We start from the raw sequence: 12,340 nt of genomic DNA on the forward strand, positions 1-12,340 counted from the left end.
ACCCAGATTCAGACTCCCGGCGGGCACTTGCCCTAAGCTGTGCGGTCTGTCCTCCTGTGACTGAACAAGGGTATCCACCATGCTGACGCTCAACCCCAAACCGTCCGGCAACGACAGCGACGGCACGCCGCGCCCGCCGAACAATGCCGAGAAAGGCTTTGCCGCTCTGGCGCATGGCGCCGGCGTATTCTGGCTGCCGGTGCTGCCACTGCCGATTCTGGCGCTGCTGATCCCGGTACTGATCCTGTCGTTTGCCCGTGTGCACTCCGACTTTGTCGAGCAGCATGCGGTGCAGGCCACCAATTTCCAGCTGCTGATGGGCTGCTTCTACGTCCTGGCGATGATCGGCTCGTTCGCCTTCAACAGCCTGTTTCCGCTGTGGTGGGTTGGCATCGGCTCGGCCATGTTCTCGATGTGGGAAGCGGCCAAGGCGATCAACGGCTGGAAGTCGAAATACCCTGTTACGCTCAAGCTGTTCAAATAAGGGATAATCCCTAGCATTCCCGCAACCGACGGGCATGCGGCGCGGCCGTGGCTAGCATTCTGACTGCAGGGTATACATCTGCATGCTTTTGGAAACAAAAGCTGCAGCCGCATACCCGCCACCCGTCCGTCACGCCTGCAGACCAGTAGCCCAACATGATTACCATCGCGCTCTCGAAAGGCCGCATTTTTGAAGAAACCCTGCCGCTGCTGGCCGCAGCCGGCATCACTCCAGCCGAAGATCCGGAGAAAAGCCGCAAGCTGATCATCGGCACCAACCGCGACGACGTGCGCCTGATCATCGTGCGCGCCACCGACGTGCCGACCTATGTCGAGCATGGCGCGGCCGATCTGGGCGTAGCGGGCAAGGATGTGCTGCTGGAGCATGGCGGTGACGGCCTGTATCAGCCGCTGGATCTGGATATCGCCAAGTGCCGTCTGATGGTCGCCGTACGCGAAGGCTACGACTACGACGCCGCGGTCAAGCAGGGCGCGCGCCTGAAAATCGCCACCAAGTACGTCAAGCAGGCGCGCGACCACTTCGCCGCCAAGGGCGTGCACGTCGACCTGATCAAGCTGTACGGCTCGATGGAGCTGGCGCCGCTGGTCGGACTGGCCGATGCCATCGTCGATCTGGTGTCCACCGGCGGCACGCTCAAGGCCAACAAACTGGTCGCCGTCGAGCACATTCGCGACATCTCCAGCCGGCTGGTGCTGAACCAAGCCGCACTGAAGCTGAAGCGCGACCGCCTGCAGCCGATGCTCGACGCCTTCGAAAGCGTCATCGGCAAGTAATACAGCGGAGCAAAATGATGAGCAGCACTTACCAGCTGATCCTGACTGGCAACATCCTGCCCGGCACACCTCCTGAACAAGCTGTCGCCAATCTGGCGCAATTGCTGAAGCTGGAACTTGCCCAGGCCCAGGCGCTGCTGCACAAGTCACCGACCCTCATCAAGAAAGAAATCCCGCAACAGCAGGTGGACAACTACCTGCAGCACTTTGCCAGGGCGGGTGTCGAAGTCAAAGCCGAAGCGCTTGCCGCGCCGACCCTCTCATTGCAGCCGGATGCGCCGGCAATCGAGCAAATCACCTGCCCGAAATGCGCCCGCGTGCAGCCCAAGCGCACGCTGTGCCTGGATTGCGGCTGCGACATGCCGCGCTTGCTCGCGACACAGAATGACAAACCGCGTGAAGCCGCACCTGTCAGCGCGGCCAGCGTCAGCCCGATACAGCAAGGCTTCCGGGCCACGCGTGAACCCTTGCCGCTTGGCAAAATCCTGTTCGTCGCGCTGCTGCTGGCCGCCGCTGGCTGGTGGTATTTCGTCGCCAGCCGCAGCATCAGCGAAGAACAGGCGCGGGAGTACTACGCTCACTACGAAAAAGCCATGCTCACCCGTGACCCCAAGGCCATGTGCGCCTTGCTGGCCGATGATTTTCAAGGCAGCAGCAATATCGGCAGCATCGATAAAAAATCCACCTGCGCTGACCAGGAAGAGTTTTTCAGCACCATCGCGCAACTGGGCGAAAAGATGGGCGGCATGATGCAGCTCGATTCACGCTACGAGATTCACAGCGTGACGCTGTCGGCCGACAAGAAACAGGCTACCGTCAACCTGAGCAGCGAACTCGATGTCGGCGGCAGCATCATGAACATCAAAGCCCAGTCCACCGACACGCTGATCCGCCGTAACGGCAAAGTGCTGTTATGGCGCAGCGAAGGCCTCGTGCAAGCCAGCTCCGGCCAGCACTGAACGCCTCATGACAAAGGCGCAGCACCATTTGGCCAGTTTGGCCTTGCCTGTGCCTCCATGCCTCTGCGGCTTAATTCTTTGTTTTTTTGCGATACAGGACGACCACCATGATTCGCCGCCTTGATTCTTCTTCCGCCGACTTCCAGCTGCAACTCACCGCGCTGCTGGCCTTCGAAACGTCGCAGGATCCGGACGTCGATCATCGCGTCGCAGCCATCCTCGCCGACGTAAAAGCACGCGGCGATGCGGCCGTCATCGAATACACCAACCGCTTCGACGGCATGAGCGCGCAGGACTTTGCCGAGCTGGAACTCACGCAGGCTGAACTGAAGGCCGCTTTCGAGCGCCTGCCTGCCGCACAGGCCGAAGCCCTGCAAGCCGCCGCCGAGCGCGTGCGCCGCTACCACGAACGCCAGAAAATGGCGTCGTGGTCGTATGAAGACGAAGACGGCACGCTGCTGGGCCAGCAGGTCACCGCGCTGGATCGCGTCGGCATCTATGTGCCGGGCGGCAAGGCGGCCTACCCGTCTTCTGTCCTGATGAACGCCATTCCGGCGCATGTGGCCGGCGTGAAGGAAATCATCATGGTCGTCCCCACCCCCAAGGGTGAAAAGAACGACTTGGTGCTGGCGGCAGCCTTCGTGGCCGGCGTGTCGCGCGCGTTTACCATCGGCGGCGCACAGGCGGTTGGCGCGCTGGCCTTCGGTACGCAAACGGTACCGCAGGTCGACAAAATCACTGGCCCCGGCAATGCCTACGTCGCCAGCGCCAAGCGCGCGGTCTTCGGCATCGTCGGCATCGACATGGTCGCCGGCCCGTCGGAAATCCTGGTGCTGGCTGACGGCACAACCAATCCGGACTGGGTGGCGATGGACCTGTTCAGCCAGGCCGAGCACGACGAAATCGCGCAATCCATCCTGCTGTGCCCGGACGCCGCCTACGTGGATGCCGTGGCCGCCAGCATTGCCAAGCTGCTGCCAAATCAGCCACGCAAGGACATCATCGCCGCATCGCTGGCCAACCGTGGCGCGCTGATCGTGGTGAAGGATCTGGCGGAAGCCTGCGAAATCTGCAATTACATCGCGCCGGAACACATGGAATTGTCGGTGGAAAACCCGGAAGCGCTGCTGCCGCAGATCCGTCATGCCGGCGCGATTTTCATGGGAAAGTTCACCAGCGAATCGCTCGGCGACTACTGTGCCGGCCCGAATCACGTACTGCCCACCGCGCGCAGCGCGCGCTTCTCCAGCCCGCTGGGCGTGTACGACTTCCAGAAGCGCTCCAGCCTGATCAAGGTCTCCGAGGCCGGTGCGCAGAAGCTGGGCAAGATCGCCAGCGTGCTGGCGCATGGCGAAGGGCTGACCGCGCACGCCAATGCGGCAGAATTCCGCCTCAAATAGTCGGCAACGCGCCCCACGCAAACGGCAGCCCGGTGGCTGCCGTTTTTCATTGCATTCATCCAGTGCAGAGCACGCCTTGTGGTGCACACCACAGGCTATCCCCCTGCAGCACCGGCACACCCCTGTCAGCGTGAATTCAGATTACAATGGCCGTCCTGACCACACCTGAAATGTGCCGAGTGGATAATCCCTACGCAGCCCCGCAGGCAGCACTCGACGAGACACCGAAGCAGCGCAACTACGTGCTGGCTAGCCCTGCCCGCCGCCTGGCTGCGGCGATATGCAACCAGGTCATGGGCCTTGTCATTTTCCTCATCGGCCTTGCCATGAGCATTGATGCAGGTAATTTTGGCCCGCTGATCTATCTAGCCATTCTGCTCGGCTGGCTGGCTTTGCAGTGCCACAGCATGCTCCGTAATGGCCAGAGTATTGCCAAGGGCTGGCTGGCGTTGCGGGTGGTACGCAACGATGGTTCGCATTGTGATGCTCTACGTTACATACTGGCCCGGGAAATGCTGCCACTGCTGCTGATTCCCGTTCTTCCCCTGCTGCTGATGTTCATTTCCGGCGCCTTGCGCCTGACAATCAACTGGTATGACGACTTTGCGCTAGTGCTGCTCATGGTGTTCAGCGGGTTGATGATTTATTACGGCGAATCAGCACTGCTCTTGCTGCCCGGACGCCAAGCCCTGCACGACCGCCTGTGCGACACCATCGTCATCCGCGAGGACCTCAGCCATGCTTGACGGTCACCTGCATCTGCAAACACCGGAAGGCATTACGCTGCCGCTGACGCCTGCCGGGCCGCCCAAACGTGCGCTGGCGTGGCTGCTGGATTTCATTTTCCGGCTACTGCTGGGTTTGTTCATGGTTTTCCTGATCAACCTGCCCGGCTTTTCCGGTCGGCTGGAAACCGGGCTGATGCTGCTGGTGGCGTTTCTGCTGCTGTGGGCCTACCCGGTGCTGTTCGAGATCTATGGCAGCGGCATGACGCCGGGCAAGCGCATTGTCGGCATCCAGGTGGTGCGCGACAACGGGCTGCCGATCGGCTGGCGCGAAGGCGTGTTGCGCAACCTGCTGCGTGCGGCCGATTTTCTGCCGATGTGGTACGGGCTGGGACTGGTGGCGATGCTGCTCAACAGCGACTTCCGCCGGCTTGGTGATGTGCTGGCCGGTACCCTGGTCGTGTATCGCCCGCAAAAGAAGAAAACCAAAGCGATGCCGACAGGTACCCCCCGCGAGCTGCCATTCCCGCTCAAGCCGGAAGAACAGCACGCCATTCTTGATTTTGTCGAGCGCAGCGGTCAGTTGCCTCCGGCCCGGCGCTTCGAGCTGGCCAATCTGGCCGAGCCACTGACGGCCTGCACCGGACAGGCATCGCTGCAGCGCCTGCAGGATTACGCGGCCGGACTGACCGGCAATGGCCACGCCACTCGCCCGGATTCGCAGCCATGAAACAGAAGTTGTTCGAAGCCCATTACGCCGGGCTCTGGCAAAGCATCGAGGCCAGCCTGGGCAGCGATACGCCAGCGGCGGATTTTCCCGAACGCTACCGTGCGCTGTGCCACACCCTGGCACTGGCGCGCCAGCGCGGCTATTCACCCTCGCTGGTCGCCCGCCTGAGCGAGCTGGCGCTGGGTGCGCACCGCCTGCTCTACGGAGCCCCGGAAAAGCGCGAGCTGGTACTGATGCGCTGGGTACGCCGCGATTTCCCGCGACTGGTACGGGCCGAGTGGCGGGTCGTGCTGCTCTCGCTGGGCGTGTTCCTGTTCACTGCCGCACTGGTGGCGCTGGCGGTGTACAGCAATCGCGATTACGCCTACAGCTTTTCCTCAGCCTACGAGCTCAGCCATTACGAAAGCATGTATCGCGACGGGCTGGAGCGCTTTGGCGAGCGCAAGGCCGATTCCGACATGCTGATGTTCGGCTTTTATATCTGGAACAATGTATCGATCTGCTTTCGCGTGTTTGCCGGCGGCGTGTTTTTCGGGTTGGGCTCGCTGCTGTTTGTGGCGTTCAACGGCGTGCATTTCGGGCTGATCGCCACCTGGCTGACGCTGAACCCGGAAACGGTGAACAACTTCTGGTCCTTCGTGATCACCCATGCGGCGCTGGAGCTGACCGGCCTGATTCTGGCCGGTGCTGCCGGACTGCGACTGGGACTGGCCATCCTCAAGCCCGGACGGCTCAGCCGTGGTGCCAGCCTGCGCGCGGCTGCCGGGCGCATCCTGCCCATGCTGCTGGGGGCGGCCATCATGACCTTTCTGGCGGCCTTCATCGAAGCCTTCTGGTCATCGCGCGCCGACATGCCGCCGCTGGTGAAATACATGGTCGGCGGTCTGCTGTGGGCGGCCGTGTTGCGCTATCTGCTGTTTGCCGGCCGGGGTGAGTCATGAAGCTCGAGCAACTGCAGGTCGACGCCCGCCCCCGTCCGCATGCGCAGGCCATCGATCTCGGCATGGCGCTGCTGCGCGAACACGCCCGCACGGTCTACCTGTGCTGGTGGGCGCTGTGGCTGCCGCTGGGGCTGATCGTCGCACTGCTGTCACCACACGGTTTTCTGAGCTGGAATTGGGTGATTCTGTGGTGGCTGCGCCCGCTGATCGAGCGCAGCACCATTTTCATCCTGTCCCGCGGGGTCTTCGGCGAAACCATCAGCGTGCGCCAGGCGCTGCGTGCCTGGCCGAGGCTGTTGCGCAAGGGCTGGATCCGTACACTGACGTGGTGGCGGCCCATTGTCACCGGCCGCGGGCTCTACCAGCCGGTATGGGTGCTGGAAGGCGCCGATGGCGCACAGGCCACCCAGCGCCGCCGGGTGCTGGGCGCGCGGGGCGCCTACGGTTCAGCCGCCTGGTTCGGCATCATCTGCGCACATTTCGAATTCGTGCTGCAACTGGCGCTACTCAGCCTACTGGGGCTGTTTTTTTCCTCGGTCGACGAGATGAATCCCTTCCTGCTGCTGCAGGACGAGTTCGCACCGGGGCGCTGGGAAAACCACCTGCCTCTGGTCGGCTACCTGATTTCTGCCGGACTGATCGGCCCGTATTACGCCGCAAGCTGTTTCACCCTCTACCTGAACCGCCGCGCCGAACTGGAAGGCTGGGATATCGAAATCGCGCTGCGCCGCCTGCTCCGCCGCCGCCAAAGCCTGCTTGATCGCGGCGCGGCCAAGTCCATGCTCGGGCTGCTGGTGGCAGGCTTCTGCCTGGTTCTCCCAGCGCCCGACAGCCAGGCGGCGGATTGCAGCAAGCTGCCTGTTCCCGGTGACACGGCGGCCAGCCGCGCTTCAGCCGTTTCGGCACAGCAGCGCCAGTTGCGCGCCAGCATCGATAGCCTGAGCCGCGGTCAGGAGTTTTCGCACTGGGAATGCGTGACCAAATGGGAGGCGAAAACCAAGGTACCGGAAAAAATCGACACGGATGAGGAAAGCTGGCTAAGCAAGCTGTTTCGCACCCGCGCCCCCGATCTACCGGTGGCCGAGATTCTCAAGCCGCTGGTGATTACCCTTGCCATCGCCCTGATTGTCTGGCTGCTGTGGCGCAACCGCCGGCTACTGGGCGGGCTACTGCCCGCGGCGCGCGATCCCGAACGCCAGATTGCCAGCGAGATTGCCGGCCTGGATATCCGCCCGGAAAGCCTGCCCGGCGACATTCCGACCAGCGTGCTGCAACTGTGGCAGCGCGGTCAGCGGCGGGAGGCACTGGCACTGCTCTACCGCGCCAGCGTATCGCGGCTGGCGCATGCCGATAGCCTGGAAATCGCCCCGGGCTTCACCGAAGGTGATTGCCTGCAATCAGCCCGGCAGGCCGAACGGCAGGGACTGCTTAGCCAGCCCGCCGGCGTACTTTTTGCAGAAATCACCCGCGCCTGGCAGGCCGCCGCCTACGCCGACCGCTGGCCTCAGGATGAGCAGTTGCGCAACCTCTGCCTGCGCTGGCCCCCGGCACTGGGAGGGCAGTCATGAAAGCGCGCAGCCTGATCCTCGGCCTGCTGTTTGCCATTATCGTGCTGGGTGGCGGCGGCTTGTGGCTGCTGCTCATGCACCCTGTTCCGGCCTGGGAGCCCCGCGCACTGCCGGCAGAAACCCGCGAACAGCCACTGCTGCTGGCCGAACGCTTTCTCGCGGCCAATGGCGCGCGCCCGCGGCAGGTGAACGAGCTGGCACCTGCGGCAATGGCGCTGCAGGAGGTCGACGTGCTGGTGCTGCCCTGGCGCAGCCGCAATACGACCAAGGCCGACCAGCAGGCCCTGCAGGACTGGGTGGCTCGCGGCGGCGTACTGCTGACCTCGGCGGGCGAGATCGACTATGACGACGACGAGCAGGTTGTCGATCACCGCAGCGATGACCCCTTGCTGCACCTGCTCGATCTGCAGCATCACGCCGGATCCCTTCCACCGGAGGGTGACGGCAAGCAGGCCAGCGATTACTACCGCACAGTACAGTTGCCAGGCCTATCGCACGCCGTGCAATTTGAGGGGCGCGGGCTCGCCCAGCTGCAGGCTGGCCAGATCCGGCCAGCCTGGACGGATGACAGCGGCGCGCTGCTGCTGGGCTACCGCCATGGCCGTGGCTGGATCGTGATCGCCAGCGAAACCGACCAGCTGCTCACCAACTGGAATCTGGCGGATGCCGATCACGCCGAGCTGCTGTGGGCCATCAGCCGGCTGAATACGGCCGAGCCCAGAGTCTGGCTGGTACGCACGCAAGATACCCTCCCCTGGTATGAGTTGCTATGGCAGAAACTGCCTTACCCCCTGCTTGGTACCCTCCTGGCACTCCTGCTATGGCTCTGGCGTGCAGGCAGCCGTTTCGGCCCGTTGCTCCCTGAGATGGCCGCGGCACGGCGGGCCATTCTCGAGCACATCGATGCCAGTGCCCGCTGGCTCTGGCAGCATGATCGCGGACGCGAGCACCTGCTGGCGACCGTACGCAGCGCGTTGCGCGAGCGCATTGCCAATCGCCTGCCGGAGCTCTCGCGCCTGCCCGATGCCGAGCTGGTGCGCCTGCTGGCGCTGCGATATGACATCTCGGCGGTCGCACTCGAGCAGGCCCTGACCGGCCGCGCGCCCAAGCATCCCGCCCAGTTCACCAACCGTATTGCCCTGCTGCAATCCCTGAGGAATCGTTTATGACCGTCAGCCCGGAACATTTCACCCAGGCCATCGAAATTGCCCGCCGCCTCAAGTCGGAAATCGACCGCGCCGTCATCGGGCAGGACAACGCCATCCAGAGCGTGCTGGCCTGCTTTCTCGCGGGCGGCCATGTGCTGCTGGAAGGCATGCCGGGGCTGGGCAAAACGCTGCTGGTGAAAGCACTGGCCAAGACCTTCTCCGGCCAGTTTGCCCGCATCCAGTTCACCCCCGACCTGATGCCGGCCGATTTGATCGGCCACGCGATGTTCGACATCAAGAGCCAGAATTTCACCGTGCGGCGCGGGCCGATTTTCACCAATCTGCTGCTGGCCGATGAAATCAACCGCGCGCCGGCCAAAACCCAGGCGGCGTTGCTCGAGGTGATGCAGGAACGCCAGGCAACCATCGAAGGCGAATCGCACCAGCTGGAAGCGCCTTATATGGTGCTGGCCACCCAGAACCCGCTGGAGCAGGAAGGCACCTACCCGCTGCCCGAAGCGCAGCTCGACCGTTTTCTGGTCAAGGTACTGATGGATTACCCTTCCGCCGAGGAAGAACTGGCACTGACACGGCAGGTGACCAACAACCGTCTGGGCGACGGGCTGGATGTCAGCAGCGTGAATACCATCATCAAGCCGGACACCGTTATTACCCTGCAGCAGATTGTTGCGGCCGTGCGGGTTGACGAGCAGGTGGTCGATTACGCCGTGCGCATCGTGCGCGCCACACGGGACTGGCCGGGCATCGGCATCGGTGCCGGCCCGCGCGGGGCCATCGCACTGATCCGTCTGGCACGCGCCTGGGCACTGCTGGATGAACGCGACTTCGTCACGCCGGACGACATCAAGCAATCGGCCTACCCGGTATTGCGCCACCGCATCGCCATGACTCCCGAAGCCGAACTGGAAGGCCTGGATCCCGACCGTCTGCTGCGCGGGCTGCTGGAACAATTGCCGGCACCGCGCGCATGATTCCGAGCCGCCGCCTGCTGCTGCTGGCTCTTGCTCTGGGGGCGCTGGGCATTGCCCCCGCACTGCGCCCGGAGCTGGCGGCCATCTGGTCCAGCCTTGCCGGACTGCTGCTGCTGACCATGCTGATCGATGGGATTCGGGGGCTACGCCCTCCCGACGTCAGCGTGAACCGCCACCACCCCGGGGCGTGGTCGCAAGGACGCTGGCATGACTGCCGGCTGAGCCTGGCGCTGGCCAGTGGCCGGCCATTGCGGCTGGAAGTCTTCGACCATTACCCTTCAGGCTGGGAAATGCGCGGCCTGCCGCATGCCCTGCAGGCCCCGCTGCAGCCCGGACACAGTGTCGAGCTCAGCTTCGGCCTGCGGCCGCCGCAGCGCGGTGATCACGCCTTCGGCCGCTGCGAGCTGCGCATCAGCAGCCCCTGGGGTCTGTGGCAGCGCCGGCAATGGACGGGCTCGGCCGAAACAGTGCGGGTCTTCCCCGACTTTGCCCGCATTCTGCACCACAGCATCCACGCCACCGACACCCGCCAGCAAGGCGGCGTGCTGCGCCGCCGCCGGCGCGGCGAAGGGACGGACTTCCACCAGCTGCGCGAATACCGACAGGGCGACAGCCTGCGCACGATCGACTGGCACGCCACCGCCCGCTTCCAGAAGCCAATCAGCCGCGAATACCAGGAAGAACGTGACCAGCAGATCATTTTCCTGCTCGACTGCAGCCGGCGCATGCAGGCGCAGGATGACGAACGCAGCCACTTCGATCATGCGCTGGACGCGATGCTGCTGCTGGCGTGGACCGCACAGAAGCAGGGCGACAGCATTGGCGTATATACCTTTGGAGGTATTGAGCGCTGGCTGGCGCCAATGAAGGGCCGCGCGGCCATTGATCGCCTGCTGCAAGGCGTGTACGACCTGCAGCCGACACTGGCGATCCCGGATTATCTGGCAGCCACCGAACGGGTGCTGGAAAAGGCCCGCAAGCGTTCCTTCATCGTGCTGCTGACCAATCTGCGTGACGAAGACGAATCGACGCTGGCCCCCAGCCTGCAGCTGCTGAACGAGCGCCATCTCACGCTGTGCGCCAGCCTGCGCGAAGTGGCGCTCGACCGTGCCATCGAGGCCCCGGTCAGCACCTTCGAAGGCGCACTGCGCCATGCTGCGGGACAGGGCTATCAGCAGGCGCGACGCCAGGCCTTGCGTCGACTGGGGGTACGTACCCGGGAATTTCTGGATGTCACGCCGCAGCAGCTGCCTGCGGCGCTGGTGAACAACTATCTGAAGCTGAAGGAAAGCGGCCAGCTCTAGCCGGCCAATCGGCCGGTGCGGGGTGCACAACATTTGGCAACAACGTCCTGCGGCCACTGACGGCAGAATCGCTGCGCTTCTGCCTTTCTGCTGCACCCCATGTCTGCTGCTACTTCTCAACGCTTTGTGGTTCTCGACAGTTTTCGCGGCATTGCCGCGCTGTGCGTCGTGGTCTTTCACCTGCACCTGCTGCAGGGTTTTTCCCAGTGGGAATTCTTCCGCTCGGCCGGTCTGTGGGTCGAGTTCTTTTTCGTGCTCAGCGGTTTCGTGCTCTGTCACAGTTACGGACAGCGCGACTGGCATGGCGCGCAGCTGCGCGACTACCTGATCAGCCGCAGTTGCCGGATTTTCCCGCTGCATATCGCCATGCTGCTCGTGCTGACCCTGGGACAGCTGCTGCTGTGGCTGGCGGGCAAGCCCGCCTTCCTCGGCAGCATGGCGGCCAGTGAATGGCTGCCCAACCTGCTGCTGCTGCAAGCCTGGCTGCCGGAGAGCAACCCGTTCTCGTTCAACGGCCCGGCATGGAGCATCAGTGTCGAGTTCTACCTGTATCTGGGGCTGGCCGCCGTCTTGCTGCTGACACCGCGCCCGTGGCGGAGCGTGGCGTATGCCACGATCAGCGCAGTTTGCGTGCTGTGCGTTGTCACCGGGCAGCCCTTCAGCGGAAGCGGTACATTTCGTGGAGTGACCTGTTTTGCGATTGGTGCGCTGGCGTACTGCCTGTACCGCCGGCTCGCTCGCACTGCACGGCCCTTGAGGTTTGCCAGCCTGCTGGAGCTGGCCGCCCTGCTGGCCTTGTATGTTGTACTGACGGCGCACTATCCGGCCAAAAGCCTGCTGGCCAGCCTCTTTTTCGCCGCCTTTATCCTGCTGTTTGCCCGCGAGAATGGCGCCATATCACGGCAACTGCGCCGGCCGGTTTTCGAGCAGCTGGGACACTGGTCCTTCGGCATTTACCTGACCCATGTGGTGCTGCTGCACGCCATCGACCTGCTGCTGCGCAGCATGCCGGCGCTGGGAGGCCCAAACTGGCTAGCCCTGGTGACGGAAAATGGCAATCTGCTGGTGTTTGTTGCCACGGGCTCGGCCACCGGTGACAGCCTGTTCGGGCTGGGCGTGCTGCTACTGGTCATTGCCGCTGCCGCAACCTGCTACCGCCTGATCGAACAACCCGGCATGGCACTGGGCAAGCGCTGGCGTCAATCGCGGTGGGCGACGGGTGAGTCCCCGCTGGTAGCGGCCAGGCAAGGTACGTAACCCCGTATAGGCCTGTCGACCTTACCAAATAAAAGGTC

General features: G+C 63.6%; 12 protein-coding genes. All 12 read left to right on the plus strand.

From position 1 onward, the window contains the following. The first annotated feature begins 79 nt into the window (after window positions 1–79). The 12 genes from INR99_RS07350 (at window position 80) to INR99_RS07405 (ending at window position 12,302) form a co-directional block, all read left to right on the plus strand. A complete protein-coding gene (locus INR99_RS07350; RefSeq protein WP_194115671.1) occupies window positions 80–484 on the plus strand; it encodes a DUF4870 domain-containing protein in 405 nt (134 codons plus the stop codon). Window positions 485–639: 155 nt separating this feature from the next. Next, a complete protein-coding gene (gene hisG / locus INR99_RS07355; protein ID WP_194115672.1) occupies window positions 640–1,278 on the plus strand; it encodes an ATP phosphoribosyltransferase in 639 nt (212 codons plus the stop codon). A gap of 17 nt (window positions 1,279–1,295) precedes the next feature. Continuing rightward, window positions 1,296–2,237 (plus strand): nuclear transport factor 2 family protein, encoded by a 942-nt coding sequence (locus INR99_RS07360; RefSeq protein WP_194115673.1) that lies wholly within the window; start codon window positions 1,296–1,298, stop codon window positions 2,235–2,237. Between the two features lie 107 nt (window positions 2,238–2,344). Next, entirely contained in the window at window positions 2,345–3,637 is a 1,293-nt protein-coding gene (gene hisD, locus INR99_RS07365; RefSeq protein WP_228098139.1) for a histidinol dehydrogenase, read from the plus strand. Window positions 3,638–3,783: 146 nt separating this feature from the next. Next, the gene (locus INR99_RS07370; RefSeq protein ID WP_194115674.1) at window positions 3,784–4,383 is read left to right on the plus strand and encodes an RDD family protein; all 600 of its coding nucleotides are present in this window, start codon (window positions 3,784–3,786) and stop codon (window positions 4,381–4,383) included. Then, window positions 4,376–5,092: an RDD family protein gene (locus INR99_RS07375; RefSeq protein WP_194115675.1), complete on the plus strand. Its 717-nt coding sequence runs from the start codon at window positions 4,376–4,378 to the stop codon at window positions 5,090–5,092. Before INR99_RS07370 ends, INR99_RS07375 begins: the two co-directional genes overlap by 8 nt. Continuing rightward, entirely contained in the window at window positions 5,089–6,033 is a 945-nt protein-coding gene (locus INR99_RS07380) for a stage II sporulation protein M (RefSeq protein WP_194115676.1), read from the plus strand. The genes INR99_RS07375 and INR99_RS07380 overlap by 4 nt, the downstream gene beginning before the upstream one ends. Beyond that, window positions 6,030–7,601, plus strand: a complete 1,572-nt coding sequence (locus INR99_RS07385) for a DUF4129 domain-containing protein (protein WP_194115677.1) — start codon at window positions 6,030–6,032, stop codon at window positions 7,599–7,601. The genes INR99_RS07380 and INR99_RS07385 overlap by 4 nt, the downstream gene beginning before the upstream one ends. Continuing rightward, window positions 7,598–8,770, plus strand: a complete 1,173-nt coding sequence (locus tag INR99_RS07390) for a DUF4350 domain-containing protein (RefSeq protein WP_194115678.1) — start codon at window positions 7,598–7,600, stop codon at window positions 8,768–8,770. Before INR99_RS07385 ends, INR99_RS07390 begins: the two co-directional genes overlap by 4 nt. Further along, on the plus strand, window positions 8,767–9,741 hold the full coding sequence (locus INR99_RS07395; protein WP_194115679.1) for an AAA family ATPase: 975 nt from the start codon (window positions 8,767–8,769) through the stop codon (window positions 9,739–9,741). Before INR99_RS07390 ends, INR99_RS07395 begins: the two co-directional genes overlap by 4 nt. Further along, window positions 9,738–11,045: a DUF58 domain-containing protein gene (locus INR99_RS07400; protein WP_194115680.1), complete on the plus strand. Its 1,308-nt coding sequence runs from the start codon at window positions 9,738–9,740 to the stop codon at window positions 11,043–11,045. Before INR99_RS07395 ends, INR99_RS07400 begins: the two co-directional genes overlap by 4 nt. 99 nt (window positions 11,046–11,144) lie before the next feature. Continuing rightward, window positions 11,145–12,302, plus strand: a complete 1,158-nt coding sequence (locus tag INR99_RS07405) for an acyltransferase family protein (protein WP_194115681.1) — start codon at window positions 11,145–11,147, stop codon at window positions 12,300–12,302. Window positions 12,303–12,340 lie beyond the last annotated feature (38 nt).

The organism is Chitinilyticum piscinae, assembly GCF_015223195.1.
GTDB classification, from domain to species: domain Bacteria; phylum Pseudomonadota; class Gammaproteobacteria; order Burkholderiales; family Chitinibacteraceae; genus Chitinilyticum; species Chitinilyticum piscinae.